The organism is Rhodoferax sp. RT4P68, from assembly GCF_056521305.1.
The window spans coordinates 105,462-131,357 of the sequence record NZ_JBWMBB010000006.1; the positions used below are offsets into that span (position 1 = coordinate 105,462).

Annotated in this window: 27 protein-coding genes; 14 read left to right on the forward strand and 13 right to left on the reverse strand. The window is 68.8% G+C overall.

Annotated features, from left to right (window positions below):
* Positions 1-209 precede the first annotated feature (209 nt).
* Complete coding sequence (locus tag AC099J_RS14785) at positions 210-3,185, forward strand: Ig-like domain-containing protein (protein ID WP_479616033.1); 2,976 nt, start codon at positions 210-212, stop codon at positions 3,183-3,185.
* 44 nt (positions 3,186-3,229) lie between these two features.
* Positions 3,230-3,997, forward strand: coding sequence for an outer membrane beta-barrel protein (locus AC099J_RS14790; RefSeq protein WP_479616034.1), 768 nt, complete (start codon positions 3,230-3,232; stop codon positions 3,995-3,997).
* Positions 3,998-4,015: 18 nt separating this feature from the next.
* Here the strand turns inward: AC099J_RS14790 and AC099J_RS14795 are convergent, their stop codons facing one another.
* The 12 genes from AC099J_RS14795 to AC099J_RS14850 all read right to left on the reverse strand — a co-directional run bounded on the left by AC099J_RS14795 (position 4,016) and on the right by AC099J_RS14850 (position 13,408).
* Positions 4,016-4,507 carry a delta-60 repeat domain-containing protein gene (locus tag AC099J_RS14795; protein ID WP_479616035.1) on the reverse strand — a complete coding sequence of 164 codons (492 nt, stop codon included), beginning with the start codon at positions 4,505-4,507 and terminating at the stop codon, positions 4,016-4,018.
* Positions 4,508-4,637: 130 nt separating this feature from the next.
* Positions 4,638-6,167 carry a sensor histidine kinase gene (locus AC099J_RS14800; protein WP_479616036.1) on the reverse strand — a complete coding sequence of 510 codons (1,530 nt, stop codon included), beginning with the start codon at positions 6,165-6,167 and terminating at the stop codon, positions 4,638-4,640.
* Complete coding sequence (locus AC099J_RS14805; RefSeq protein ID WP_479616037.1) at positions 6,167-6,970, reverse strand: alpha/beta fold hydrolase; 804 nt, start codon at positions 6,968-6,970, stop codon at positions 6,167-6,169. The genes AC099J_RS14800 and AC099J_RS14805 overlap by 1 nt, the downstream gene beginning before the upstream one ends.
* Positions 6,971-7,146: 176 nt before the next feature.
* Complete coding sequence (locus tag AC099J_RS14810) at positions 7,147-8,280, reverse strand: sensor histidine kinase (protein WP_479616038.1); 1,134 nt, start codon at positions 8,278-8,280, stop codon at positions 7,147-7,149.
* 264 nt (positions 8,281-8,544) lie between these two features.
* Complete coding sequence (locus tag AC099J_RS14815) at positions 8,545-8,997, reverse strand: universal stress protein (protein ID WP_479616039.1); 453 nt, start codon at positions 8,995-8,997, stop codon at positions 8,545-8,547.
* A 189-nt stretch (positions 8,998-9,186) separates the two neighbouring features.
* Positions 9,187-9,390 (reverse strand): Hsp20/alpha crystallin family protein, encoded by a 204-nt coding sequence (locus AC099J_RS14820; protein ID WP_479616040.1) that lies wholly within the window; start codon positions 9,388-9,390, stop codon positions 9,187-9,189.
* A gap of 172 nt (positions 9,391-9,562) precedes the next feature.
* Positions 9,563-9,823 carry a hypothetical protein gene (locus tag AC099J_RS14825; protein WP_479616041.1) on the reverse strand — a complete coding sequence of 87 codons (261 nt, stop codon included), beginning with the start codon at positions 9,821-9,823 and terminating at the stop codon, positions 9,563-9,565.
* Positions 9,824-10,007: 184 nt separating this feature from the next.
* Positions 10,008-10,451, reverse strand: a complete 444-nt coding sequence (locus AC099J_RS14830; RefSeq protein WP_479616042.1) for a DUF6691 family protein — start codon at positions 10,449-10,451, stop codon at positions 10,008-10,010.
* Between the two features lie 10 nt (positions 10,452-10,461).
* A complete protein-coding gene (locus tag AC099J_RS14835; RefSeq protein ID WP_479616043.1) occupies positions 10,462-10,896 on the reverse strand; it encodes a YeeE/YedE family protein in 435 nt (144 codons plus the stop codon).
* Between the two features lie 4 nt (positions 10,897-10,900).
* The gene (locus AC099J_RS14840; RefSeq protein ID WP_479616044.1) at positions 10,901-11,221 is read right to left on the reverse strand and encodes a metalloregulator ArsR/SmtB family transcription factor; all 321 of its coding nucleotides are present in this window, start codon (positions 11,219-11,221) and stop codon (positions 10,901-10,903) included.
* Between the two features lie 95 nt (positions 11,222-11,316).
* Positions 11,317-12,684 (reverse strand): ATP-binding protein, encoded by a 1,368-nt coding sequence (locus tag AC099J_RS14845; RefSeq protein ID WP_479616045.1) that lies wholly within the window; start codon positions 12,682-12,684, stop codon positions 11,317-11,319.
* Between the two features lie 58 nt (positions 12,685-12,742).
* Entirely contained in the window at positions 12,743-13,408 is a 666-nt protein-coding gene (locus AC099J_RS14850; protein ID WP_479616046.1) for a response regulator, read from the reverse strand.
* 117 nt (positions 13,409-13,525) lie between these two features.
* Between AC099J_RS14850 and dsbD the strand changes: the two genes are divergently transcribed.
* From dsbD to AC099J_RS14890, 8 genes are all read left to right on the forward strand, one after another.
* The gene (dsbD, locus tag AC099J_RS14855; RefSeq protein WP_479616047.1) at positions 13,526-15,346 is read left to right on the forward strand and encodes a protein-disulfide reductase DsbD; all 1,821 of its coding nucleotides are present in this window, start codon (positions 13,526-13,528) and stop codon (positions 15,344-15,346) included.
* A complete protein-coding gene (locus tag AC099J_RS14860) occupies positions 15,343-16,188 on the forward strand; it encodes a TlpA family protein disulfide reductase (protein WP_479616048.1) in 846 nt (281 codons plus the stop codon). Before dsbD ends, AC099J_RS14860 begins: the two co-directional genes overlap by 4 nt.
* Positions 16,185-17,012 (forward strand): thiol:disulfide interchange protein DsbG, encoded by an 828-nt coding sequence (gene dsbG / locus AC099J_RS14865; RefSeq protein WP_479616049.1) that lies wholly within the window; start codon positions 16,185-16,187, stop codon positions 17,010-17,012. Before AC099J_RS14860 ends, dsbG begins: the two co-directional genes overlap by 4 nt.
* Before the next feature lie 25 nt (positions 17,013-17,037).
* Positions 17,038-18,426: a dihydrolipoyl dehydrogenase gene (locus tag AC099J_RS14870; protein WP_479616050.1), complete on the forward strand. Its 1,389-nt coding sequence runs from the start codon at positions 17,038-17,040 to the stop codon at positions 18,424-18,426.
* A 26-nt stretch (positions 18,427-18,452) separates the two neighbouring features.
* The gene (locus AC099J_RS14875; RefSeq protein WP_479616051.1) at positions 18,453-18,773 is read left to right on the forward strand and encodes a hypothetical protein; all 321 of its coding nucleotides are present in this window, start codon (positions 18,453-18,455) and stop codon (positions 18,771-18,773) included.
* A gap of 454 nt (positions 18,774-19,227) precedes the next feature.
* Positions 19,228-20,388 carry an efflux RND transporter periplasmic adaptor subunit gene (locus tag AC099J_RS14880; protein WP_479616052.1) on the forward strand — a complete coding sequence of 387 codons (1,161 nt, stop codon included), beginning with the start codon at positions 19,228-19,230 and terminating at the stop codon, positions 20,386-20,388.
* Positions 20,376-21,623 (forward strand): ABC transporter permease, encoded by a 1,248-nt coding sequence (locus AC099J_RS14885; protein WP_479616053.1) that lies wholly within the window; start codon positions 20,376-20,378, stop codon positions 21,621-21,623. Before AC099J_RS14880 ends, AC099J_RS14885 begins: the two co-directional genes overlap by 13 nt.
* Entirely contained in the window at positions 21,616-22,299 is a 684-nt protein-coding gene (locus AC099J_RS14890) for an ABC transporter ATP-binding protein (RefSeq protein WP_479616054.1), read from the forward strand. The genes AC099J_RS14885 and AC099J_RS14890 overlap by 8 nt, the downstream gene beginning before the upstream one ends.
* A gap of 125 nt (positions 22,300-22,424) precedes the next feature.
* On the opposite strand, the gene AC099J_RS14895 is transcribed toward AC099J_RS14890, so the two are convergent.
* Positions 22,425-23,498 (reverse strand): NAD(P)-dependent alcohol dehydrogenase, encoded by a 1,074-nt coding sequence (locus AC099J_RS14895; RefSeq protein WP_479616298.1) that lies wholly within the window; start codon positions 23,496-23,498, stop codon positions 22,425-22,427.
* Between the two features lie 305 nt (positions 23,499-23,803).
* Between AC099J_RS14895 and AC099J_RS14900 the strand changes: the two genes are divergently transcribed.
* The 4 genes from AC099J_RS14900 to AC099J_RS14915 all read left to right on the forward strand — a co-directional run bounded on the left by AC099J_RS14900 (position 23,804) and on the right by AC099J_RS14915 (position 25,893).
* Entirely contained in the window at positions 23,804-24,076 is a 273-nt protein-coding gene (locus AC099J_RS14900; RefSeq protein ID WP_479616055.1) for a DUF2934 domain-containing protein, read from the forward strand.
* A 25-nt stretch (positions 24,077-24,101) separates the two neighbouring features.
* Entirely contained in the window at positions 24,102-24,500 is a 399-nt protein-coding gene (locus AC099J_RS14905; RefSeq protein WP_479616056.1) for a DUF302 domain-containing protein, read from the forward strand.
* Between the two features lie 478 nt (positions 24,501-24,978).
* Complete coding sequence (locus tag AC099J_RS14910; RefSeq protein ID WP_479616057.1) at positions 24,979-25,392, forward strand: PepSY domain-containing protein; 414 nt, start codon at positions 24,979-24,981, stop codon at positions 25,390-25,392.
* A gap of 24 nt (positions 25,393-25,416) precedes the next feature.
* A complete protein-coding gene (locus AC099J_RS14915) occupies positions 25,417-25,893 on the forward strand; it encodes a DUF2271 domain-containing protein (protein WP_479616058.1) in 477 nt (158 codons plus the stop codon).
* Positions 25,894-25,896: the final 3 nt, after the last annotated feature.

Genomic DNA, 25,896 nt, shown 5'->3' on the forward strand with positions numbered 1-25,896 from the left:
TCGAGCGCTGACGGGGCTCATGGGCCCCACATGGGCCTGCTAGGTACGCGTACGCATTGGGCGCTCGCCGCCAAGTCCCTATGGTGCGGGGGCCGGTGTGAGCATTGACGATCTCCGGTGTCCGGGCGGCAGGCCGAATGAATCTACACAGATTCAAGCGCGATCTTGCTGCCCGTTCCGCGTCGCGCCCCGCCTGCCAGAGAGACACCATGAGCCCGTTGCACAAGATTTTCCGTTTTCCGAAGGCAGCAGGTGTCGTCGCGATGCTGCTGGCGACCCTGATCGCGGGTTGCGGGGGTGGCGGGCTCGACCCCATCCTCGGCACACCGGGGGCCGGGCGCGTGCCGACCGTGACCGCCACCTCGCCCGTGGCCAGCACGCCCACCATCACTGGCGTGGCCAGCAGCGCCAAGGTATCCGCCACCTTCAGCGAAGCGATGTCCGCAGCGACGATCACCAACGCCAGCTTCACGCTGGCCTGCCCGGCCGGCACGCCGGTGGCCGCCAGCGTCACCTACGACGCCGCCACCCACACGGCGACCCTGACTCCCGACGCCACGCTACCAGCCAGCACCACCTGCCTGGCCACCGTCGCCGACACGGTGCAGGACAGCACCGGCACCGCAATGGGCGATGCCTTTGCATGGAGCTTCCTGACCGCGCCTGTGGACACGACACGTCCCACGGTGAGCTTCACGGTGCCGGCGGCAGCCGCCGCGGGCGTGGCCAGCAACGCCGTCATCAGTGCCACCTTCAGCGAGGCGATGAACCCGACCACGATCACCGCCAACAGCTTCACGGTGACCAACACCGCTCTGGGCACCACGGTGGCCGGCACGGTGAGCTACGTGGCGGCCTCGCAGACCGCCGTTTTCACACCGACGGCCCCCGCCGTCCTGGCCAACGCCAGTCCGTACAGCGTGACGATCGCCGGTGCCGCCACCGACCTGGCCGGCAACGCGCTGGCCGGCAACCTGGCGGTGCCACCAGGCGCCGGCAACCATGTTTGGACCTTGACCACCGGCGAGGCACCCGACACGACACGCCCGACCGTGACGCTGACCCTGCCCGCGGCAGGCGCCGGCGGCGTGCCGACCAACACCGCCATCAGTGCCACCTTCAGCGAAGCCATGAACCCGGCCACGATCACGGGCGCCAGCTTTACCGTCAGCAACACCACGTTGGGTACGGCTGTGGCCGGCACGGTGCGCTATGCCGCCGGTTCGTCCACGGCCGTCTTCACGCCGACCGCCCCCTCCATGCTGGCTGGCAGCAGCGTGTACATGGTGACCTTGACCGCTGCGGCCACGGACCTGGCGAGCAACGCGCTGGCCGGCAACACGGCCGTGGGACCGGCCGCCGGCAACCAAGTGTGGAGCTTCACCACTGCTGCCGCGCCCGACACCACCCGCCCCGAGGTGACGCTGACTGTGCCGGCCGCGCAGGCCACGGCCGTCGCCGCCAACACCGGCATCAGCGCCACGTTCAGCGAGGCCATGAACCCGGCCACGGTCACCGGGGCCAGTTTCACGCTGACCAACACCACGCTGGGCACCGCGGTGGCCGGCACGGTGAGCTATGCCGTCGGCGCGCGCACCGCCACTTTCACGCCGTCCAGCCCCGGCGGCCTGGCCGCCAGCAGCGGCTACACGGCCACCATCACCAACGCGGCCAGCGACCTGGCGGGCAATGCGCTGGCCGGCAACACGGCGCTGGCGCCGGCTGCGGGCCACCACGTCTGGAGTTTCACCACCGGTGCGGCCCCCGACACCACCCGCCCGGCGGTGACCTTCACGGTGCCGGCCGCAGACGCAACCGGCGTGGCCAACAACACGGCGGTCACCGCCACGTTCAGCGAGGCGATGAATGCATCCAGCCTCAACGGCACCAGCTTCACGCTGGTCAACACCACGCAGGGCACAGTGGTGGCGGGCACGGTGAGCTATGCCGCGGGCTCGATGGCAGCCACCTTCGCGCCGGCCGCCGCCCTGGCCAGCGGCAGCCTGTTCACGGCCACCGTGACCACGGCCGCCACCGACCTGGCAGGCAACGCGCTGGCCGGCAACACATCCGTTGCGCCGGGCGCTGGCAGGCACGCGTGGACCTTCACCACCGGCGCCGCCGGTGACACCACGGCGCCCTCGGTGACGGACGTCAGCCCGCCTGACTTCAGCGCCGGCGTATGCCTGACCCGCCCCATCAGTGCCACCTTCAGCGAGGCGATGGACCCGGCCACGGTTGTCGCTGCCACCTTCGTCGTCAGCGACAACGGCGTGGCCGTGGCCGGCAGCGTGAGCTACAACGTGTCCAGCCGTGTGGCCACTTTCGTGCCGAGTGCAGGGGCGGGCTTCACCCCCAGCCGCAGCTATAGCGTCACCGTCGTTGGCGGTGCTGCAGGTGTCAAGGACCTGGCCGGCAACGCGCTGGCCGCCGATCGGCAGTGGAGCTTCAGCACGGGCAACCAGCCGTGTCTGGCCCCGGTCCCGCTGGGCTCGATCGCATCCTTCGGCGCCTTTGGCGGCGCCGCCGGCATCACCAACCAGGGCATCAACACGGTCATCGGCGGCAACATCGGCAGCACCGCAGCCTGCACGCTCATCACGGGCCTGCACGACGCGAGCAACGCCTACACCGAGACGCCGCTGAACATCGGCGCCGTCAACGGCACCGTCTACTGCGCCCCGCCGGCGCCCGGCACGACCACCACCTTGGCCATCGCCACGCAGGCCCACGCCGACGCACAGACGGCCTACAACACGCTGGCCGCCTTGCCCCCAGGCAGCGACCCGGGCGCCGGACAACTGGGTGGCCTGGTGCTGCCCCCCGGCGTGTACACCGCGGCCGGTTCCACCTTCGCCATCACCGGTGCGAACCTGACACTGGACGCCCGGGGCGATGCCAACGCTGTGTGGGTGTTCCAGAGTGCGGCGGCGCTGACCGTCGGCGCGCCGGCCGCACCCCGCTCGGTGTTTCTCGTCAATGGCGCGCAGGCCAAGAACGTGTTCTGGCAGGTAGGCAGTGCCGCGCGCATCGAAGACGGCAGCACCATGGTGGGCACGATCATCGCGCCGGCCGGCGTGACGATTTCGACCGCCGACCAGACCGTACAGACCACGCTCATCGGACGCGCCATCGGCCTCACGGCTTCGGTGACCCTGGTCAACGTGACCATCGTCGCGCCATGAACGCGACCCACCACCCAGGCGCGCACGACATCCAAGGAAAACCGATGCACGCCATGCACACCATGCACACCTTGCGCCTGTGCGCACTGGCCTGCCTCGGCGCCCTGTTGGCTGCCTCGGCATCAGCGCAGGATCAGGGCTACGGCTACGTCGGCCTGTCGGGCGGTCCATCGCGCGCCAAGATCGACCAGGCGCGCATTGCCACCGGGTTGCAAGTCGAAGGCCTGGCCACCAGCGGCTTCGAACGCGACGAGAAGGGCAGTGCCTACAAGCTCTTCGGCGGCTACCAATTCAACCGCTACTTCGGCGTCGAAGCAGGCTACTTCAGCCTTGGCAAGTTCGGCTTCCATGCCACGACGGTGCCCGTTGGGATGCTGAGCGGCCAGCTCCAATCGCAGGGTCTCAACCTGGACCTGGTTGCCACGCTTCCGTTGAGCGCTCGGTTTTCCGCCATCGCCCGCGTGGGCGGCCACCTGCACCGCACGCGCGACCGCTTCACCAGCACAGGCGCGGTGAGCGTGCTCGACCCCAACCCCCGGAAACGCGCCGCTGGCTACAAGTTCGGCGGCGGACTGCAATACGAAGTGAATCGCAACTTCCTGGTGCGTGCCGAAGCCGAGCGCTACCAAATCGACGACGCCGTGGGCAACCGTGGCGGCGTCAACGTGGTGTCCGTGGGGCTGGTGTTCCCCATCGGCCGTGCCGGGTCACCGCCACCGCGTGCGATGGCGCAAGCGCCCTACGTGGCAGCGCCGCTCCCCATGCCTGCGCCACCGCCCCCGGCCAACCAATCGAATATCAAGCCCCCGTGACCAGCGCATCCGTGGCGTTCACGACGACCATGGATTGAAGCGCGCCAGCCCGTAGCCCGAACCGGCCACGTTGGCCGTTGCGAACCCGCCGAAGCCGAAGCTCGCGTCCAGGCTGCCGTCGGCCCGGTAGCGCGCAACGCCCGTGGGCCCGATGTTGCCGATTGGTGTGCCGCTCGCCATGATGGCGCCATCGGGCTGCACGACGAGGCTGCGCGCCAGGTCCGGCCCGCCCGCGATGTCGGCCAGCACCTGGCCGGCGCTGCCCAAGCTCGCGTCCAGACGGCCATCGGGCAGGTAACGCGCCAGCCTGAAGTTCTCGGACGCGGTGTCGTCGCCGGCCACCAGGATGCGGCCATCGGGCTGGATCGCCACCGCGAACGCGCGGCCCACCACGCCGCCGAGCACGGTGCCGCCGGCGCCGAAGCCGGTGCGCCCAGTGCCGCGCAGCTGCCGGGGTCGGAGAGTTGCAGGGCTAGAGAAGATCTGCTTGAAGCGCGTCGCCCGGTCCACAGCCGGACGAGGCGGGGCAGGGTGTCAACCCGGTCTGTCGGATGCGACCGCATGAACGCACGGGCTTCTCCTTGGACTTGGGCGCCATGTGGTCTGGCAACCGCTCGATGCGCACCCGCAGCGTCGCGATCTACCCGGCCAGGTTGTGCTGCTCGGTGCGTGGGAACGAGAAGGTGAAGGTGGTCCTCTCGTCCGACGATGCGACCGTGATGTCGCCGCGGTGGGCCACGGCAATCGCACGCACGATGTACAGACCCAGGCCCACACTGCGGGCCGCACGGTCGCTGGTGGCACCCCGCACCATCGGCTCGAAGAGCCGTGGTTGCAGGGCGGGTGGGATGGCGACCCCGTGGTTCGACACAGAGATGCGCACCACGCCCGCGTCCACTTCCGAGTGGATGGTGATCGCCGCGCCGGGCGACCCGTGGGTGCATGCGTTGCTCACGAGGTTGCCCAGAAGCTGGGCGACGCGGTCAGGGTCCAGCGAGCAACGCCCGTCGCCCAGGTGGGTGCAGTGCAAGGTCCGCCCCGGAACGCTGAGCGCCAGTTCATCCACGGTCAAGGCCACCAGGGCGTGCACGTCCATCGGCCTGCGCTGGACCGACAGCCCCCGTCCGACCCGCACCAACGTAAAGTCCAGCAGATCCTCGACCAGCCGCTGGGCGCGTCGCGCCGAGCTGGAGACACGGTGGGCCATGCGTAGCTTGCCTTCGGACGTTTCGCCACGCGCCAGCATCTCGGAGCCCACCAGAATGGCGGACAGGGGCGTGCGCAGGTCGTGGCTCACGATGCCGACCATCTGCTCGGCGAGCAGGGCGCGGTCCTCGGCCTGTTCGCGCTGCCGTGCAATGTCGGTGATGTCGCTGAGCACGCCCACGATGCGCAGCTTTGCGCCTTGCTCGTCCTGCAGAACGTGGCCAGACGACTCCACCGTGCGCATGCCGCCGGCGATGTCTGCCAGACGGTAGGTGCAGTGGTAGCCCTGCGCGCCCGAGATGGCAAGCTGCAGGGCCCCGCGCTCGCGCTCTATGTCGGCCGGATCGATCCGCGCGTCGAACTCGGCTTCGGACACGGACTGCGCTGCGCTGTGTCCCAGCAGGCGGGCCACCTCATCGTCGTAGTGCCTGAATCCCGTGGCGAGGTCCATCTCCCACAGGTACAGCGATCCCAGCCGCAGCGCTTGCCGCAGGCGGGACTGCGTCACCTGCAATCGCTCCTGCACCAGGCGCTCGCTGGCCAGGAGAGCGTCCGCCCGTCGGCGGGCGATCAGCAGCTCTTTCTCGTACTTGTTGCGCTCCTCCGCCATGGAGATCGAGACCTGGTCCAGCGTACCGCTGGCGCGCACGCGGCGAATGACGTTGAGCATGACCGGAAACGCGTGCCCGTCCGAACGCTTGAGGTCCAGCTTGACCTCGGACAGTGAGCCCTGCATCTCCAACATGGGCAGCCAGTGCGTCTGGTGGAAGATGCGCCCCCCGACGGTGAGCAGTTCCTGCAGCCGTCTGCGGCCGACCAGATCCTCCTGCGCCAGTCCCAGCCAGCCGCAGAAGGTGGCGTTGACCTTGAGAATGGTTCCGCTCGGGTCCAGCACCAAAAGACCGACCGGGACCTGGTCGAACAGTTCATCCGCAGTGGGCAGTGGCGGGCTGGGCTCGGGCATCAGAAAGCCAGGTCTTGCAGAAAGGCGTCGACCGCTTCGATGCTGGCGCAGGGCGCGCTCAAGTGGGGGCAATGGCCCACGTTGTCGACCACGGCGAGCCTGGCGTTGGGTAGCGTTCGCTGCATGTACTCGCCCACGGCGAAGGGTGCGATGAAGTCGTCGCTCGACTGCACGATGAGGGTGGGGGCCGCGAGTTTCGGCAGGTCTGCGCGGTTGTCGGCCAGGAACGTGACGCGGGCGAACTGCTTGGCGATGTCCGGGTCCGTGCGGCAGAAGGAGTTGGTCAGTTCCTCCCCCAGCTCCGGCTTCTCGGGTGTGCCCATGATGGCCGGCGCCATGCCACTGGCCCACCCGAGATAGTTCGATTCCAGGGTCTCCAGCAACGAGTCGATGTCGGCACGGCTGAAGCCGCCCAAGTAGTCGCCGTCATCGATGTAGCAAGGCGATGGGCCCATCATGACGTGCGCCGCCAGCGCGCCAGGCTCCCGAACGGCAGCCAACAGCCCGATCATGGCGCTGACGGAATGGCCGATGAAGACCACCGGGCCTTGTGCAAATGCGTCGACCAGCTCCAGTACGTCCGATGCGTAGCCTTGCAGGGAGTTGTACTTGGTGCGGTCATAGGCGTTGATGTCGGACATGCCTGCGCCCACCAGGTCGAACGTGACGACGCGAAAGCGCGAAGCATAGTGGGGCGCCAGGAGGCGCCACATGTTCTGGTCGCACCCGAAGCCGTGGCTGAACATCACCGTCGCTGGACCGGCGCCTGCGACCTTGACGTTGTTCCGCTTCTTCAAATCCATCCTGGCTCCGTAGACTCGCGACGCGAGGCAGCGGGATTGTTTCACAGGCGGTACGAAGCCTCGGGGCGTTCCGACCGGTGCGGCAAGCCGAGGTGCTGCGTTCACCGATGCGCAAAAAAGCGGTGGCTCGCAGTCACGACCGTCTTGGCACAGCGTGACCAGAAGAGGGCACGTCCCTAGGCCAACGTATGGCGCGGCAAGGCGATCGTGAAGACGCACCCAACGCCCGGCACATCACGGACCGTCAACGTTCCACCATCAGCCTCGACTGCACGCCTTGCAATGGACAATCCGAGACCAACGCCGGATTTATCGCTGCTTTGCTGGAAGAACGGGATGAACATTCCTGTCACGTCGCCTGCGGGCAGGCCGCCACAGTGGTCGCTGACGTCAATATGGACGCGGGTGCCGGCGGCATACGCCGCCAGCTTCACCTCGGTGTGCGATCTGGAGAACTTGAAGGCGTTCTGCAGCAGATTCTCCAGCGCGGACAGGACGAGTCCATAGTTCGCTTTCAGGGCCAGCTTCGGGTCGGCTGCTTCGACGGTGAAGCTGCAACCAACTTCGGCGGCGCGCAGCTCTCCAGAGGCTTTGGCGGCAGCGATCAGATCAGCGAGGGGAAAGAGGCTTGCAGCAATGCCGGTGGCCCTGTTGCGGACATCACCGAGCGCTTGGGTGACCAGCCTGTGCATGGCTGCATGGCTTCGTTTCAAGACCGAGCCGGTCGCTCCGGCAAGCGTGAGGCCCCCGAGTTCGAGGGCTTGCACCGCGAGGACGGCCGTCTGCAAGGCGTTGCGAAGCTCATGCACCAGCAGTCCAATTCGCTCGGCGGACTCATGCGCGCGCTTCGCGTCCAACAATGCATCGCGATGAAAACTGTACTCGCTGACGGCGTCCGCGATCGCATTGTCCAGACAGCGGTTCAGTGTCCGGAACTCCTCGATGGCAAACGGCGCATCGCGCTCAAATGCCAGATCGGTGACCGCTTGGCAAAGGTCGCCATAGTCATGCACCACCTGGTCCACTGTGTAGCCCAGTTCAAGCAACTTCTTGCCATGCGCCGCCGCGGTCACACTCATCTCGGAGAGCGTGCAAGTGGAGACACGGTCGGTTGGGCCTGAAATCTTCTCGCTGGCCACTTGCTCGCCAGCCTCGTCCGCGGCCAGTGTCTTGATCAGTTGGTCCAGGAACATCGGAATGCCGTTGACGAGCTGCTCGGCAGTCGCCCCGCGTCGTGGCCGCTGCGAGACTTTTTTCTTGCATCGCAGGATGAGCTCTTCGCGGTTGCCAGAGAGAAAGTTGTGCATCATGGGCGCAGCAGTGTGTGTGTGTCAGGCAGGATGGCCAGACACCCGGCCCCCAGAAGCGGTGCAGCCGCAGACGTGATGCAGCTTGCCTGCGCCGTTGGGTCCCTTCAGTGCGGTGTCCAACATAGCGATGCCCGTCGGTTGAGTCATGTCAATGAATTGCAGCCTGACCTGAACGCCAGCCCTTGGTTCACAAGGGGTGCGGCCCGGCGCCGACCCGGCCTCGCAGGGCCCGCGCCACGAATGGCGCGTGGTGCGCCATGGGCGTCAGGCGCCGGTGTCGACGCCACGGATGGTGAGCACCGGCACGGGCGAGAGCCGGATGATCTGCTCCGCGCCGCTGCCGAGCAGCACACGGCCGATGCCCCGGCGGCCATGGGTTCCAACCACGATGAGGTCGGCATCCCACTGACGCGCTTGTTCGGCCATGGTTTCACCCAGGCGTTGGCCGGGGAGCTCGACCAACTGCGTCTCGGCCTCGACACCTGCGGAACTGCAGATCTGAAGCGCCTCTGTCAGCAGGCGGGTTGCACCGTCACGCACCTGGCCCAGATACGCCCCGCTGTACTCAAATCCGCCCAGGTAGGCCAGCTCGTCCAGGCAGTGGACCAGGCGCACCTTGCCACCGGCATCGCGCGCCATCTGCAGCGCCATGGTCAGCGCGCTCTTGGACGTTTCGCTGCCGTCGACCGGCACGAGGATCTTTCTGAACTTGGACATGGCGGGCTCCTCAGGGAAATGGTGGAAGAGAAACGCAATCTGGGCCGGTTCTGGCCGCCCGCGCCCAGTTGCGATCTCGAAACGATCGGTGCGATGGCCTGGACGAGGACGGGTGTCGCGCGTTCTGACGTGCTCGCCCAGAGGGCTGCCGGATGGCCGGCCATCGCGCCGGCACATCGAGCATGTTCGTCAGGAGATCTGCAGCACCGAGCCCTTTACCTGCGCGTGCTTGGGCAGCGTCAGCGTCGGAATGCCATCCTTGAAGACGGCCTGTGATTCCTTGTCATTGACCTCGCAGGCCAGCGTGAAGCCGCGCGCCATGCGACGCAGGAGGTCGGAGGAGGGATCTGCCAGCAGGTCTCCCAGGCGATCGAATCGAGCCAATGCAGGCATGGTGAACTCCTTGTGTAGATGATCGGGGTGGGCAAAAGATCGTTGGCGGCCCACGGGTCAATATAGGTTCGGGGCGCCGCCTGCACTTTGCGGCGCGTCAACGCAGGCAGCGAGGTGGACGGACGCGTCTGCCTGGGACTTGCGTGAGCGCAAGCGATAGCCTCTCAAGCTCTCAGGTCGACGATGCTGCCGGCGGCCTCAGCGAGGCGATGAGGAGGGCGTCGCAGTCGATGGCCGTGTCGCGGCTCGGTTCCCTGTCCGCAAAGAGCCCGGTGGTTGCCGCGCGGTCAAAGAGGAACAGTACGCCTGCGATCAGGACAGCGGCCACCGGGCCGGCGAGCGGGTGCAGCATCGCCGCGACGACCGGTGCCATCAGGATCAACTGCCGGAGCCCGAAGCCGTAGAGCAGGCCGGCCTTGCGGACGTAGCGCACACCGATGGGCGTCCAACGCTTGCGGGCCTCCGATTCACCGGCATCCCGCCGATGCCCGCATGGGCTGCGCGCGCGATGCGCCCGGGGCTGCGGCGCTGCAGCACCAGCAGCAGCGCCTCATACAGCAGCAGCACGATCAGCGTCGCCACAACGGCTGGCCAGGCCCACTCCGGCGGCACGGGGTTCACCTGGCAGGCAGGGCCGGCGGCTCGGCGGAGACGCGCCGCTCCAACAGTTCGAAGATCCCCATGCCGGCCAGCATGGCCGCCACGAACACCGCAGCCTTCAGCTCGCCCATGCCCAGTGCCACCAGCGCCGGCCCAGGGCAGAAGCCGGCGATGCCCCAGCCGATGCCGAACAGCAGGCCACCGCCCACCAAGCGCCGGTCGATGCTGCTGCCTTTTGGCAACTGCATTTCCAGCCCGAGCAGGCTGCGGGTGCGGCGCTTGGCGAGCGAGAAAGCCACGATGCCGACGGCAATGGCGCCGGCCATCACCAGCGCGAGCGACGGGTCCCAAGGGCCGGCCAGGTCGAGAAAGCCCAGCACCTTGGCCGGGTCGGCCATGCCGGAGAGGATGAGGCCCAGGCCGAAGACCAGGCCGGTGAGCAGGGAGGTGATGACGGGCATGGTGGGCTCCTCAGGCGGACAGCAGGTGGCGGATGACGTAGACGGTGGCGAAGCCTGCGCCCATGAACGCCAGCGTGGCCACCAGCGAGCGAGGCGACAGCCGCGACAGGCCGCAGACCCCGTGGCCGCTGGTGCAGCCAGCGCCGTAGCGCGTGCCCACGCCAACCAGCAGGCCGGCCGCCACGAGCGCGACCCAGCCGGCGTCGATCTGTGGACGGGGCAGGGTGGTGATGAGCGCGTACACCAGCGGTGCGCCGACGAGACCGACCAGAAACGCCAGCCTCCAGCCGACGCCGCCCGCAGCCGGGCGCAACAGCCCGCCCAGGATGCCGCTGATGCCTGCGATGCGGCCGTTGAACAGCACGAAGATGGCGCTCGCCAGGCCGATGAGCGCGCCGCCTGCCAGTGCGGCGTAGGGCGTGAAGGCGTTCCAGTCGATGGTCATGTGATTAGTCCTTGGGACAGTAGAGGCGGTACAGCAACTCGAGGATCTTCAGCGTGCTCTTGTCGGCCACGCTGTAGAAAATTTGCTTGCCCTCGCGTCGGGTGCCAACCACACCCTCGCTGCGCAGCACACTGAGCTGTTGTGAGAGCGTGGGCTGGCGGATACCCAGGGTGCTCTCCAGGTCGCTGACGCACATCTCTCCCAGCGAGAGCTGACACATCAGCAGCAACCGGTCTTCGTTCGCGAGGACCTTCAGGGTGGCGACGGCCGACCCGGCGGCGGCACGCAGGGCTTCGGGATCGATGAGAACGCGCGCTGGAGACATAGACGTTGCGTGTTTAAATAATATATCGAATTATAAGATGTAATTCGTGAGAGTGACAAGCCCCGCGCGTTGGAGCCACAGGCCGGACACGCCCTTCAGCTGCAAATCGGCAGTGTCAGCACGACCGCCAGGCCGCCTTCGTCGATGGGATGCAGGGCCAGCGAGCCACCATGCCGCTGCGCAATGGCCTGCACGATCGGCAGCCCCAGCCCGCTGCCCGTGGTGCCGGGGCTGTGGCGCCAGAAGCGTTGTACCGCCTGCGCGCATTCGGCTTCGCTCATGCCGCGGCCATGGTCCTGCACGCGAAAGCACACCTGGCCAGCGGCTGGCCGGTCGATGGTCAGACGGACCGGCTGGCCGCTCGCGCCATGGCGCAGCGCGTTGTCGAGCAGGTTGCGCAGCGCCGCGCGCAGCAGGGGCGCCGGCACGGCCACCGCCAGGCCGGCGCCGCACGCATCGAACTGCACCGCGGCACCTGCGGCGGCATCGGCGATCGCCTGGCGCGCTGTGGCGTCGGCGTCGGCCGGCTCGGTGCAGGGGCTGGCGGACGGCCCGTCCAGCCGCGCCAGCGTCAGCAGTTGTTCCAGCGTGGCCTGCAGCGCCTGCACGCCACGCTCTGCGTCGGCCAGTGCCTTGGACGCGGTGGCCGCGTGCTCGGGCCGGGCCAGGGCCAGGCGCAGCACCTGCAGGTGTGTCTTGATGCCGGTCAGTGGTGAGCGCAGCTCGTGCGCCGCATCGTCGGTGAAGCGGCGCTCGCGCTCGATCGCGGCGTGCGTGCGTGCCAGGAGGTGCTGCACGGTGTCGACCAGCGGGCGCAGCTCCGGCGGGCTGGCCAGCGGCGGCAGTGCGCCGGCGTCGTCGGGGCGGCGCCGGGCCAGCGCGGCGCGCAAGTCCTCCAGCGGTCGCAGCCCGCGCCCGGTGCCGAACCACACGAGCAGCAGGCTGGCCGCCAGCGCCAGCAGGAATGGGACGCCGGCGGTCAACGCGATGTCGCGCAGCAGGCCGTCGCGCACGTCGATGCGGTCCGCCGTTGCGATGCGCAGGCCGCCGCTCTCCAGCACAAAGGTGCGCCAGGCGCGGCCGCCGAATTCGTAGGTGCCATAGCCGGGGGGAGCCGTGGCCAGGCCGGGGCTGCCGGACGTGCGGGCCAGCGGTGTCGGCTGCTGCGCCGCCACGACCTCGCCGCGCAGCAGGCTGACCTCGCAGGCCAGCCCGTCGCGTGCGATCACGTCCAGCGCCGCCCCGACGCGCGCATCCGGTGGCGCCCCGATGGCGGAGGCCGGCAGCTGCGAGACCAGCCCGGCCACCATGCGCGCAGAGGCGGCAAGCCGGTCGTCCAGTGCGCCGCGCACTTCCTTGCGCACGTCGACCAGCATCCACACCGCCACCAGGCTCCACACGCCCAGTAGCGAGGCACCGATGATGACCAGCAGCCGCAGGCGCAGGCTGGGCGGCTGTCTCACTGGAGTACCTTTGCTTGAGGCTGCGGTGTGAGCGCCCTTCGGACGGCCGTGCGGTCGCTCATGCGCCGATCTCCCCGAGCCGGTAACCCTGGCCGCGCACCGTCTCGACGATGCCGGCGCCGAGTTTGCGGCGCAGGTGGTGGATGTGCACGTTGACGGCGTTGCTCTCCACATCCTGCTCGAAGCCGTACAGGCTGTCACGCAGTTGCTCGGCGCTGAGCAATTGGCGCGGGTGCTGCAGCAGCGTGCGCAGCAAGGCCAGCTCGCGCCGCGACAGCTCCACCGGCAGGCCATGCAGCAGCACCTCACCGCGGCTCGCGTCGAACGACAACGGGCCGTGGTCGATGCGGTCGGTACTGCGGCCGCTGGCGCGGCGCAGCAGGGCGTGCAGCCGGGCCACCAGTTCGTCCAGGTCAAAGGGTTTGAGCAGGTAGTCGTCAGCGCCGGCCTGCAGCCCGGCCACGCGGTGCTCGACGGCGTCGCGCGCGGTCAGCACCAGCACTGGCAATTGCTGGCCGCGCGTGCGCCAGCGGCGCAGCAGGGCCATGCCATCTTCGTCGGGCAGCCCCAGGTCGAGGATGCAGACGTCGTAGGCCGCCGCCTGCTGCGCGGCCTGGGCGGCGCCGGCGGTGGCGAAGCGGTCCACCGTGAGGCCGTGCAACTGCAGTCCCGCGCGGATGCCGCTGGCAATCAGTTCGTCGTCTTCGACCAGGAGCACGTGCATGGCGGGGCAGGCGGGATGGGTTGGCAGCGCGATTGTCACCACGCCGCCGAGGGATTGTTAACGGCCGCTTAATCGGGCCTTGCCATCATGCGGCCACCCCAAAACTGTCCCTGGCCCATGCATCTTTCTTCCTATCTCCGAACCTGGCTGTGCGCCGCGATGCTGCTGCTGGCCACGGCCATCGGTACAGGCCCCGCCCGAGCGGCTGACGGCTTCCTCGACCCCGAACAAGCCTTTGTGCTGCAGGTCGAGCCGACCGCTTCGCCCGACGTGCTGGCCCTGCGCTGGACCATTGCGCCGGGCTACTACCTGTACCGCGAACGGCTGGAGGTTGCAGCTGTGCCGACCGGCGTGCAGGTGGAGTTCGAGCGGCCGCCGGGCGAGCGCAAGGACGATCCGAACTTCGGCGTGGTGGAGGTCTACCACGACCAGGTGGCGCTGACCGTGCAGGCGCGCGGTGCGCAAACGCTGCAGGTCACATGGCAAGGCTGTGCTGACGACGGGCTGTGCTACTTGCCGCAGACGCGCCAAGTGGCACTGGGCGGCGAGGCGGGCGGTGGCTCTGTCAGCAGCAGCGATGGCGCACTGGGGACGAGCAGCCAGGCCAGCGCCTGGGCGCAGGCCACAGCTGGCAGCGACAGCGCGGTGCGCACGCTGCTGGAAGACCGCAGCCTGGCCTTCACGGCGGCGCTGTTCTTCGTGCTGGGTCTGGCGCTGGCGTTCACACCCTGCGTGCTGCCGATGGTGCCGATCCTGTCCAGCATCGTGGTGGGCAGCCAGGCGGCACCCCGGCGTGCGTTCGCGCTGTCTCTGGCTTTCGTGCTGCCGATGGCGCTGACCTACGCCGGCTTGGGCGTGGGCGCGGCGCTTGCCGGTGCCAACCTGCAGGCGTTGCTGCAGCACCCCTGGGCGCTGGCGGGCATGGGCCTGGTGTTCGTGCTGCTGGCCGGCAGCATGTTCGGCTGGTACGAACTGCAGATGCCTGCGGCCCTGCGTGCGCGGCTCGACGGCGCCAGCCGCGGCCAGCGCGGTGGCACGCTGGCCGGCGCCGGCGCCATAGGTGTGCTGTCGGCGCTGCTGGTCGGCCCGTGCATGACGGCCCCGCTGGCCGGCACGTTGCTGTACATCGCCCAGGGTGGAGAGCCGGTGCAGGGCGGCCTGTTGCTGTTTGTGCTGGGCCTGGGCATGGGCGTTCCACTGCTGTTGGTCGGCACACTGGGCGCGCGCGTGCTGCCGCGGCCTGGGCCGTGGATGGAGCGCGTGAAGGCAGCTTTCGGCTTCGGGCTGCTGGCCACGGCCATCTGGATGGTGCAGCGTGTGCTGCCCGGGCCGGCAGCGCTGGCGCTGTGGGGCGCCTTGTTCGTGGCGGCTGCGCTGGCGCTGGCGCAGCTGGGCCGCAGCGGGAGGCCGCCTGTGCGCCGCGTACTGGCGCCAGCGGCGGCGCTGCTGGTCGGCCTGTGGGGTGGCGCCATGTGGCTGGGCGCGGCGGCCGGCGCCGGCGACCCGTTGCTGCCGCTGGGCTTCATCGCGCGGGCCCGTATGGCGCTGCCGGACGCCAAGACGCATGCCGGCCGCACCGTGGCGGTGGGCAGCACCGACGCGTTGGTGGACGCGCTGGCGCGGGCGCGCGCGGCCGGTCGGCCGGTGCTGCTGGACTTCACGGCCGACTGGTGCGTGTCGTGCAAGACCATCGAGCACGAGGTGTTCGGCGACCCGGGCGTGCAGCAGGCGCTGGCAGGCATGGAGCTGTTGCGCGCCGACGTGACGGCGGGCTCGCCCGCCCAGCGCGCCCTGATGCGCGCGCATGGCGTGATCGGCCCGCCCACGGTGATGTTGTTCGACGCGGCAGGGCAGGAGCTGCGGCCCCAGCGCCTGGTCGGCGAGTTCGACGCGCCTGCGCTGTTGCAGCGCCTGCCTGCGGCCGGAGCCCCGCTGTGAGCGGCGCGCTGCAGATCGGCCCGCTGAGCCTGCCGTGGACGCTGCTGCTGGTGGTCGCCGCCGTTGCGCTTGCCCAGTGGCTGGGCCGGCGCCTGGCGCGCCGTGCCGGACTCGATGCCGAGCCGCAGCTGCTGCGCATGCTGCTGGTGGCCTTGGTGGCGGCACGGCTGGGCTTCGTGTTCGTCTACCGCGACGGCTACCAGGACGACTGGCTGGGCGTCGTCGACATCCGCGATGGCGGCTGGATGCCGATGGCTGGCCTGCTGGCCGCCGGGCTGTATGTGCTGCACCAGGGCACGCGCCAGCGCGCGCTGCGCAAACCGCTGTGGGCCGCCTACGCCAGCGGCACGGCGCTGTTCGCTGGCGGCACTGTCGCGCTGGCCCTGGCGGCGCCTGCCGGCCAGCCGCTGCCGGCGCTCACGCTGACCAGCATGCAGGGCCAGCCGGTCGCGCTGCGTCAGTTCGAGGGCAAGCCGGTCGTCGTGAACCTGTGGGCCACCTGGTGCCCGCCGTGCCGGCGCGAGATGCCAGTGCTCGCTGCCGCCCAGCAGCGCTACCCCGATGTGCATTTCGTGTTCGCCAACCAGGGCGAGTCGGCGCAGAAGGTGCTGGGCTTCCTGGCGGCCGACCGGCTGGTGCTGCGCAACGTGCTGCTCGACGCGCGCGGCGAGGTGGCCCGCCACTTCGGCCATCGTGCGCTGCCCACCACGCTGTTCTTCGACGCCCACGGCGTGCTGGCCGATGTGCGCATCGGCGAGGTTTCCCAGGCCACTTTGGCCGAACGGCTGGCCCGGCTGGGTACGCCGCCGTCATCTCCCACGCAAAGGACCCCGACGCCATGAAGTTTTCATTGCATTTGCATCGCCGCACCCATGCCGCCTTGGCTGCGACCTGCTTGCTGCTGGCCCACGGCGTGGCGCCAGCCCAATCGCGCCCGCCCACGCTGCAGGCGCTGGAGCAACATGGCATCACGGTGGTGGGCAGCTTTCCGGCCGTCGGCGGGCTGCAGGCCTGGGCCGCTTACCGGGGCCAGACACCGATGGCGCTGTACGCCACTCCTGACGGCCGGCACATGGTGGCTGGCACCCTGCTGGACGCCAAGGGCTCGGATGTGAACCGCGCCGCGCTGGAGCTGGCCGTGGCCAAGCCCATCGCCGACGGCAGCTGGGCGCGCGTGGAGCGCAGCGGGTGGATTGCCGATGGCTCTGACAAGGCAGCGCGCGTGGTCTATGTGCTCACCGACCCGAACTGCCCGTACTGCAACAAGCTGTGGGCGGATGCCAGGCCCTGGGTGGACAGCGGCAAGGTCCAGCTGCGCCACATCATGGTCGGCATCCTCACGCCCACCAGCCAGGGCAAGGCCGCCGCACTGCTGGCCGCCGTCGATCCCGCAGCGGCGTTGGCGGCCCATGCCCGCGCCAACGCCGGTTCCAATGCCCTGGCCATGGCCTCGGGCCGGCCCCGGCCGCTGGGCAACGATGGCTTGCAGCCGCTGGCCACCATCCCCGCGGAGATCGCAGCGCGCCTGCAGGCGAACGAGGCGCTGATGGCCTCGCTGCAGCTGCGGGCCACGCCCGCCATGGTCTGGCGCGACGCCCAGGGACAGTTGCAAACTCGGACCGGCGCGCCCGAAAGCGCATTGCCGGCCATCTTCGGCCCCCGCTGAACCGTCCCCACCAACAGGAGCCACCATGCCCACCCACCACAGTACCGACATCGCCGTCATCGGCGCCGGCACGGCCGGCCTCACGGCCTTCCACACCATCCGTGGCGGCGGCGCCGAGGCGCTGTTGATCGACCACGGCCCTCTGGGCACGACCTGCGCGCGGGTGGGGTGCATGCCCTCCAAGGCCGCGCTGCATGCGGGCCAGCAGTGGTCCGCGATGGCCCGGCTGCCGGGTGCCGATGCGTCCGCGCTCGCCGCTGCGCGCACGGCGCTGTGGCAGGACGCGCGCCACACGCGCGACCAGTTGGCCCAGGGCGCGGTCGACCGCACCGTGCAGGTCGCCGGCGACCGGCTGCTGATGGGGCGTGCCCGTTTTCTGGACGCGCACACGCTGGATGTGGACGGGCAACAGGTGCGAGCGCGCGCTTTCGTGGTGGCCACCGGGTCGCGGCCTGTCGTGCCCGCAGCGCTGCAGTCCCTGGGCGACCGGCTGCTGACCACCGACACGCTGTTCGACCTGCAAACGCTGCCAGCGAGCATCGGCGTGCTGGGCATGGGCGCGATCGGCCTGGAGATGGGCCTGGCGCTGGCGCGCCTGGGCGTGCGCGTGTTTGGTGGCGATCTGCGCGAGACGGTGGCCGGCATCGCCGACCCCGTGGTGGCGGCGCGCGCGCTGGAACTGCTCCGCCCGGCGATGACGTTGTGGCTCGGCCGGCCGCTGGAGGCGCTGCTTGTCGACGAGCGGGTCCGCCTGCGCAGCGGCGACCAGACGGCCGACGTGGACCTGTTGCTGGCCGCGCTCGGCCGCAGCCCCAACGTGCAGGCATTGGACCTGGTGCGTGCCGGTGTGCTGCTGGACGACCACGGCCAGCCGCAGATCGACGCCGCCACGCTGCGGGCTGCTGGCGACGCCGCCGTCTACCTGGCCGGCGACGTGAGCCCGGACCGGCCCCTCATGCATGAGGCAGCGGACGAGGGCGCTCTCGCAGCCCGCAGCGCGCTGGCCTTCCTGCGCGACGAGGCGTCACGGCCTGCGCAGCGCAGTGTGCCGCTGGCGATCGTGTTCAGCGACCCCGATATCGCCAGCGTGGGCACGGCCCTGCGCGACTGCGATGTGGACACGACCATCGTCGGCACTGCAGAGGGCGCCGGCAATGGACGCTCCAAAGTGCTGCACGCGCCTGGGAACATGGTGCGCGTGTACGTGGACAGCGGCAGCGGCAAGCTGCTGGGCGCCAGCCTGGTCGCCACCCATGGCGAGCACCTCGCGCACCAGCTCGCCTGGGCGGTGCAGCGCGGGGAGACGGTGGACGAGCTGCTCAGAATGCCGTACTACCACCCCAGCATCGAGGAGATGCTGCAATCTGCTTTCAAGGACGCCGCGCGGCAACTGCGCGCTGGCGCATCCGCCTGACAGCCCCCACAGTTTTGGAGCACCCCATGCCGGCCAACCCCGAGCGACCCCTGCAGATTCTCTTGCATGCGCCCACGCAGCGGGCGCTGGCGCGGGCGCGCAGCCATGCGGCCAATCTGCTGAAGGAGCAGCCGGCGCCGCAGGTGCGCATCATCGCCAACGCCGAAGCAGTGAGCGCAGCGCTGGACAATCCCGATGCCGGCGCGGATCCGCTGACCTGGTTGTGCCCCAACACCCTGCGCAAGCTGGACCGGCAGGCGCGGCCGCCCATGCAGGTGTTGCCGAAGGCAGCGGTGCTGATGCTGGCCACGCTGCAGCGCGACGGCTGGACCTACCTGCGCGCTTGACGCGGCCACCAGCCGGCGGTGCAGGCGACGGGGGGCGCCCCAAGAATGTTCTCAGATCGCTGCACATCGTGCGTCAGTTGCGCTTCGTCAAGTTTGCCAGCCGTGTCCGCGCCTACGCTTGGTTGATGCATACCCACAGGCATCGATGACATGGACAGCCGCCATCCCGCCGCCCGGGATCGCTCGGGCCGTTGCCGAGCTCCAGTCGATGGCGCCGCCGCCGTAGCAGTCGATGGCGTCGTGCCGACACACCGGCCCCCGCGACGCGACTGCAGTGGGCCAGATGGGTGTTGACGCATTGCCCGATAGCCCCGCAAAGGCCTCGCCTGTGCCCGGCAGCCGACGCGACGCGACGCCCGCGGCTAAAGCCCGCTCACCCCGGAAGCGACGTTGGATCGTGCTCGTCCTCGCATCAGCTGCCCTCGCGGCTGCTGCTGCGCGGTGGGGTCCACGCTTGCTGCTCGGGCCCGAGGTGGAGGTCCACGCGATCGCCCGGCATGCACTGGTGCAGTCGGTGGTGGCCAGCGGGCACGTGGAGGCGGCGCATCGGGCAACCATCGGTTCGCAAATCGTCGCATCGGTCCGACGCATTCCGGTGGCTGAGGGCCAGCGCGTCGAAACAGGGCAGGTGCTGCTCGAACTGGAAGATGACGAACTGCGGGCCGCCGCTGCGCTGGCCGACGCAGCGGTGACCTCGGCGCACGCGCGCCTGCGCCAGCTGACCGAGGTCCAGGCGCCCGTCGCCCAGCAAGCGCTGCGGCAAGCACACGTCACGCTGGCCACCGCCAGGAGCCAGCTGGCGCGCAACCAGCAATTGCAGCAGCATGGCTTCATCGGCCCTGCCGCCATCGACGAGTTGCGCAAGGCCGTCGACCTAGCGGCTGCGCAGGTTCAGGCCGCGCTGACGCAGGCGGCCGCGCTGCGGCCGCAGGGAAGCGACTACGCCGTGGCGCTCACTGCGCTGGCGCAGGCCCGTGCCAGTGCGGACGCAGCCCAGTCACGATGGCGCCACGCCACCATCAAGGCGCCGGTGGCTGGGATTCTGATCAAGCGTGAAGTCGAACCTGGCGATGTGGTGCAACCAGGCAAGATGCTGATGACGCTTTCACCCGATGGCCAGACCCAGCTGGTCGCCCAGATCGACGAGCGCCACCTCAAATCGCTGCGGACAGGGCAGCGAGCGCAGGCATCGGCGGACGCCTACGCCGACCGCTGCTTCGGGGCCGAGCTCATCTACATCAACCCTGGCATCGATGCGCAACGCGGCTCGGTGCAAGTCAAGCTTGCAGTCGCGGATCCACCGGACTACCTGCGCCAGGACATGACGGTGTCGGTGGACATCACCGTGGGGTCGCGCGAGCAGGCGCTGGCCATTCCGCTTGGGTCTGTGCAGGAGGCCGACGGGCCTACGCCGTGGGTCCTGAAAGCCGAACACGGCCGGCTCCAGCGCCAGGACATTGCGCTCGGGCTACGTGGTGGCGGCCTGGCCGAAGTGGTGCAGGGCCTGGATGTCGGTGACCTGGTGGCGCCGTCGAGCGCCGCGTTGACGGACGGCACGCGCGTTCGCCCGATCGTCGGACCGCCGCTCGCGCCCGCACCGTCATGCCAGCGTTGAGCCGGCTGGCACCGTTCGAGTGGATCGTGGCTTCGCGCTTCCTGCGCGAAGGCCGGGCGCAAACCCTGCTGATCCTGCTCGGCATTTCCATCGGTGTCGGTGTCATCGTGTTCATGTCGGCCCTGCTCAATGCTTTGCAGACCAACTTCATCCGCCGCGTACTGACCGCGCAGCCGCACATCCAGTTGCTGCCGCCCAGGCAAACGGTGCGGGCGCTCGGCGTTGCCCCAGCGTCGCCTGCGGGCGCGGTGCAGATGGCATCGGTGCAAGCCCCCTTGCAGCGTGTCAAGTCAATCGACCAGTGGCAAGCCATTGCCGCGCGGATCCGGGCCATGCCGCAGACGCTTGTCGTGGCGCCCAACGCTACCGGCCAAGGGGTGGCCATACGCGGCGACGCTGCGCGCGCCATCTCCATCATCGGCGTGGAACCCGAGCTGTATTTCCGCATCGTCGCGCTGCCGGACAAGATCGTGGACGGCCGTGCCCGGCTGACCAGCAGCGACCTCGTCATCGGCACCGATCTGGCCAGCGAGCTGGGCCTGGCCCCGGGCGACAAGCTGCGCATCACCACAGCCACCGGCGGTGACAGCATCTTCAGCGTGACAGGCATCTTCGACCTCGGCAACAAGGGTGCCAACCTGCGCAACACCTACATGGCCCTGTACAGCGCGCAAAGCCTGCTTGGTCTGGAGGGTGGCGTATCGGGCATCGACGTGACGGTGCGCGATGTCTATGCCGCCGAGACCGTCGCACAGCAGATCACCGCGTCCAACCGGGTGCAGGCGGACAGCTGGATCGCGACCAACGCCCAGTTCTTCAGCGCGGTGCGTGCGCAGACGGCGGCCAACACCGCGATCCGCCTGTTCGTCGGCCTGTCGGTTGCGTTCGGCATTGCCAGCGTGCTCGTCGTGTCGGTCGTCCAGAAGTCACGCGAGATCGGCATCCTGCGGGCAATGGGCATCTCTCGCGGCCAGGTGCTGCGGGTCTTCCTGCTGCAGGGCGGTCTGCTCGGCATGCTGGGTGCTGTGGGTGGCTCGGGTCTGGGTGCGGGCGCGCTTGTGCTGTGGCAGCGGTACGCACGCAACGCCGATGGCACGCCGATCTTTGAGCTGCAGTTCGAGCCGGGCCTGTTCGGCGTGTCGGTGCTGCTGGCCGCCGTGACAGGCCTGGTTGCCGCCTTCATGCCAGCGCTGCGCGCGGCGCGGCTGAACCCCGTGGTGGCGATCCGTGGCTGAGACCGTCGTGGAGATGGCGGCCTTGCGCAAGGCGTTCAACGTCGGCCAGCCGAACGAGACCGAGATCCTGCACGGGGTCGATTTCACGCTGGCGCGCGGAGAGTTCTGCGCCATGATGGGCCCATCGGGCTCGGGCAAGAGCACGCTTCTCAACATCGTGGGCCTGCTCGATCGGCCAACGGCCGGCACGCTGTCGATCTGCGGGCAGGTGACGACGTTGCTGGGTGATGCCGCCCTTACGCGCCTGCGCGGCCACGCCATCGGCTTCGTGTTCCAGCACCACCACCTGATCTCCGCCTTCACGGCCGTGGAGAACGTGATGATGCCCATGCTGGCCGACAAGGGCTTCGCCGACGAGGCGATGCGCAGGCATGCCGAGGACCTGCTGGCGCGGGTCGACCTGTCGCCATGGAAGGACAGCATGGTCGATCACCTGAGCGGTGGCCAGCAACAGCGCGTAGCGGTTGCGCGCGCGCTGGTGATGAGCCCGGCCCTGGTGCTGGCCGACGAACCGACCGGCAATCTGGACACCAAGTCTGCCGACAAGGTGTTCAGTCTGCTGCGCCAGGTGAACCGCGAGCACGGCACGGCGATCCTGTTCGTGACACACAACCCTGATCTGGCCCGACGCTGCGACCGGAGCGTCCGGGTGGTGGATGGTTTGCTGGATGGTTGACGATCTTTGGTCGAGTGCCTGCGCTACGTTCAGACCATTGCCACCCGCAACACGCGGGCGGACCTTGAAACCGCAATGCGCTGGTCGGTGCTGAGCGATGCGTGTTGGGAACGCTACGCCCAGTGTCACGGCGTGATCGCGATCTTGAGCACGCCGTCACGCTGGTGTCTGAACAGCTCGTAGGCCTGCTCGATGTCATCGAGCTTGAACCGATGCGTCACCATCGGCCCCAGGTCCAGGCGGCCCGCCTGGATCACCGACATCAAGCGACGCATGCGTTCCTTGCCGCCGGGGCAGAGCGTGGTGATGATCTTGTGGTCGCCCAGCCCAGCGGCCATCGCGTCCAGCGGGATCCTGAGATCGCTGGAGTACACGCCAAGGCTGGACAGCGTCCCCCCCGGTCGCAGCACCCGCAGGCACGCCTCGAAGGTGGCCTGCTGGCCCAGCGCCTCGATCGCCACGTCGACGCCACGGCCGGCGGTCAGGCGCATGATCTCCGCTACCGGGTCCTGGCGGCTCGAGTCGATGACAACGTCGGCACCCATGCGCCGTGCAATCTCCAACCGTCCGGCAATGTGGTCCACACCAATGACCATCGTGGCGCCACTCAGCTTGGCGCCGGCGCTGGCGCACAGGCCGATCGGTCCCTGCGCGAACACGGCCACCGTGTCGCCGATGCGGATGCCGCCGCTCTCTGCGCCGCCGAAGCCGGTCGACATGATGTCCGGGCACATCAACACCTGCTCGTCGCTCAGCTCATCGGGTACCACGGCGAGGTTGGTCATCGCATCGGGCACCAGCACGTACTCCGCCTGGCAGCCGTCGATGGTGTTGCCAAGACGCCAGCCGCCCAGCGGCTTCCAGCCATGTGCGGTGCCCGCGCCGTCCTGCGAGCCATAGCCGCACTGGCAGGCATTGCTCCAGCCGCTCGGGGTGATTGCGCCTGCGATGACGCGTTGGCCTTCGCGGTAGCCGCGCACCGCCGAGCCGAGCTTCTCAATCACTCCCACCGGCTCGTGCCCGACCGTCAAACCCTTGGCCACCGGGTACTCGCCCTTGAGGATGTGCACGTCGGTGCCGCAGATGGTCGTCGTGGTCACACGCATGAGCGCGTCCAGGGGGCCCACGTCCGGCACCGGCTTTTCGTCGAGCACGATGCGACCCGGTTCGACAAACACGGCTGCCTTCATTTTGGCCATGGGGATCTCCTTGCGAGGATGGTGTATGGACGACGCGATCCCATCTTCGCCCGCGCGGCGCGCGTGCGGTTGAGCCACGTCAATCTGGCGCAGTGGTACCAAGGCATTGCGGGGGCGCGATGACCTGGACGCGACACGCCGTTCGATCAGCCGCACGAAACTGCATTTCATTGAGCGTGCTCAATCCCCGACCACCAGCCGCAAGCACACTGAACCTGCCGATGCACGGCGCAGCGCCACAAGCAGGACGTGGGTGTCCAGCTTGAGCGGTCCCTCCATCAACCGACATTCGCAGGAGCGTGAACATGAAGCAAGCTCAAGTCATGGCGAGAAAGCCTCGTGCGGTGGTCAAACACCTGCCGATGCCGGCCGCAGGCGAGACCAGCCAGGAACAGCTCGAGGACGGACCTGCCGACGAACCTTGCGCCGAGGTGCGCATCCATGCAGTGGCCTATGCCCTGTATGAGGCTCGCGGGCGTGTAGACGGTCACGCCCTGGAGGACTGGTTGACCGCGGAAGAAGCGGTCACGCATCAAGACCAGATGGCAGGGGCCAAAGACCCTGGCGTGGGCCACTGAGGGCGCGTTGGTCCGCGGAACAAGCATGAAGTACGGATTCAAGACCACGCTCGAACTTTCGTTCGACGACGCCCTTGCACGCGTTGTGGCGGCCCTGAAGCAGGAAGGCTTCGGCGTGCTCAGCGACATCGACGTGCAGAGAACGATGAAAGAAAAGCTCGGCGTCGACATGCCGCCCTACCGCATCCTGGGCGCCTGCAATCCGCCCCTGGCGCACCAGGCGTTGCAAGCCGAGCTCGACATCGGTTTGCTGCTGCCGTGCAACGTGGTCGTGCGCCAGGAAGCAGCGGGTCGCGTGTCGGTGGCGTTTGTCGATCCACTTGTGATGATGGAGACGGTCATCCAGTCCGAGGTGCAGACCGTCGCCAAGGAGGCTGAACAGCGGCTGCGCCGGGCTTGCGAGAGTCTTGCGAGCGGCGTGTGAAGCTTCGTGGAATGGGCCGGACCGCACGGGGCTCGGCCTGGGCTCACGGCTCTGCGTGTCGGGCCGTGACCGTCAGCGGACATTGAAGTCGACGGTGCTGACGGCCTGGTAGGTCGATCTGTCCAATGGGCGGCCGCCCCCTGCGCGCCATGGCGTGGTGGAAGGCGCCGGTGTGGGCTCGGCTTCGTGGGGCGATCAGGCGTTCCCTCCCGGTCATGCACCTGATGCTGAGACCCCTCGCACCCTCCCATAGCCCCAGCGGTCGCCGCACGGATCAGAACATGGGGTGGCGCACGTCGCTGGCGCAGCTTCCTCCCCGCCGGTGATGAACAGAGCATGAACGCGCCATTCAGCGTGCGTACAGGGTGGCTCTTCCAGAATCCCCTCCAACAGGAATGCAGCGGTCAATCACCCGTGCAGTTGCACGGCTCAGGAACTGCCATCCGTGTGTCATCCGTCGCGCTGTCAAGGAGCCCTCATGCCGTACTACCGTTCTCTGCGCCATAGCTTGCTGGTGTTGTCACTTGGCGTGGCAGCGCTGCCCGTACGGGCCGGTGACGATTGCGATGCGCCTGTCGATCGCTGGCAGAGCCGTGATGCCGTGCGGCAGATGGCAGCCGCACAGGGCTGGCAGATCCAGCGCCTGAAGATCGACGACGGCTGCTACGAGATTCGCGGCACCGATGCCCAAGGGCGCTCGTTCAAGGCCAAGGTCGACCCCGAGACCCTGAAGGTGCTGAAGATGAAGCAAGACGGCCACCCGCGTGCCCGGGAACGCGAGCGTGACGACGAGGGGGCTGCGCGGCCTGGCCCACCGCCGCAACGAGACAGCGCCGCCGCGCCATCGCCCTTGCCCACCCCCGGCGCTGCACCGCGCAGCCCCACCGAGTAACGACCCATCCTACGGAGCATCACCATGTCCAAACCTCTCCTGTCCCTCCTGGCCACCGCCTGCGCGCTGGCCCTTCCTGCCCTGGCAGACAGCCGCCCGTTGACGCTGAGCGCCCAGCTCAAAAACTATGGGGGCGACGGCGCCTACCTGGCGGCGTACCTGACCGATGCCAAAGGCGGCTATGTGCGTACGCTGTGGGTGTCCGGCGGCAAGGCCAAGTACCACAAGCACTTGTCCGACTGGAGCCGCCTGTCCGCCGGCGACGCCAAGCGCCTGGACGGTGTGACCGGTGCCAGCGTGGGCGCGGGGCGCACGCTCAAGGTCACCGCCGATCTGGCGGATGCACTGATCGATGCCGGCTATGAGATTCGCATCGACGCTGCTGCAGAAGACATGCGCGACAGCCCGTCCGAAGTCCGCATCCCGCTGACCAAGGCCAACGCCGGCAAGCCGCAGGCCGGCAAGCAGTACATCCAGTCGGCGACCTTCCAGTTCCCCTGATGA

Coding starts and splice junctions, on each gene's coding strand:
- AC099J_RS14800 (WP_479616036.1), bottom strand. CDS start 6,167: ATGCCCGAGCCCAGCCCGCCACTGCCCACTGCGGATGAACTGTTCGAC.
- AC099J_RS14820 (WP_479616040.1), bottom strand. CDS start 9,390: ATGCCTGCATTGGCTCGATTCGATCGCCTGGGAGACCTGCTGGCAGAT.
- AC099J_RS14835 (WP_479616043.1), bottom strand. CDS start 10,896: ATGACCATCGACTGGAACGCCTTCACGCCCTACGCCGCACTGGCAGGC.
- AC099J_RS14900 (WP_479616055.1), top strand. CDS start 23,804: ATGAAGCAAGCTCAAGTCATGGCGAGAAAGCCTCGTGCGGTGGTCAAA.
- AC099J_RS14885 (WP_479616053.1), top strand. CDS start 20,376: ATGCCAGCGTTGAGCCGGCTGGCACCGTTCGAGTGGATCGTGGCTTCG.
- dsbG (WP_479616049.1), top strand. CDS start 16,185: ATGAAGTTTTCATTGCATTTGCATCGCCGCACCCATGCCGCCTTGGCT.
- AC099J_RS14850 (WP_479616046.1), bottom strand. CDS start 13,408: ATGCACGTGCTCCTGGTCGAAGACGACGAACTGATTGCCAGCGGCATC.
- AC099J_RS14875 (WP_479616051.1), top strand. CDS start 18,453: ATGCCGGCCAACCCCGAGCGACCCCTGCAGATTCTCTTGCATGCGCCC.
- AC099J_RS14785 (WP_479616033.1), top strand. CDS start 210: ATGAGCCCGTTGCACAAGATTTTCCGTTTTCCGAAGGCAGCAGGTGTC.
- AC099J_RS14805 (WP_479616037.1), bottom strand. CDS start 6,970: ATGGATTTGAAGAAGCGGAACAACGTCAAGGTCGCAGGCGCCGGTCCA.
- AC099J_RS14905 (WP_479616056.1), top strand. CDS start 24,102: ATGAAGTACGGATTCAAGACCACGCTCGAACTTTCGTTCGACGACGCC.
- AC099J_RS14790 (WP_479616034.1), top strand. CDS start 3,230: ATGCACGCCATGCACACCATGCACACCTTGCGCCTGTGCGCACTGGCC.
- AC099J_RS14910 (WP_479616057.1), top strand. CDS start 24,979: ATGCCGTACTACCGTTCTCTGCGCCATAGCTTGCTGGTGTTGTCACTT.
- AC099J_RS14870 (WP_479616050.1), top strand. CDS start 17,038: ATGCCCACCCACCACAGTACCGACATCGCCGTCATCGGCGCCGGCACG.
- AC099J_RS14895 (WP_479616298.1), bottom strand. CDS start 23,498: ATGGCCAAAATGAAGGCAGCCGTGTTTGTCGAACCGGGTCGCATCGTG.
- AC099J_RS14915 (WP_479616058.1), top strand. CDS start 25,417: ATGTCCAAACCTCTCCTGTCCCTCCTGGCCACCGCCTGCGCGCTGGCC.
- dsbD (WP_479616047.1), top strand. CDS start 13,526: ATGCATCTTTCTTCCTATCTCCGAACCTGGCTGTGCGCCGCGATGCTG.
- AC099J_RS14840 (WP_479616044.1), bottom strand. CDS start 11,221: ATGTCTCCAGCGCGCGTTCTCATCGATCCCGAAGCCCTGCGTGCCGCC.
- AC099J_RS14815 (WP_479616039.1), bottom strand. CDS start 8,997: ATGTCCAAGTTCAGAAAGATCCTCGTGCCGGTCGACGGCAGCGAAACG.
- AC099J_RS14830 (WP_479616042.1), bottom strand. CDS start 10,451: ATGCCCGTCATCACCTCCCTGCTCACCGGCCTGGTCTTCGGCCTGGGC.
- AC099J_RS14810 (WP_479616038.1), bottom strand. CDS start 8,280: ATGATGCACAACTTTCTCTCTGGCAACCGCGAAGAGCTCATCCTGCGA.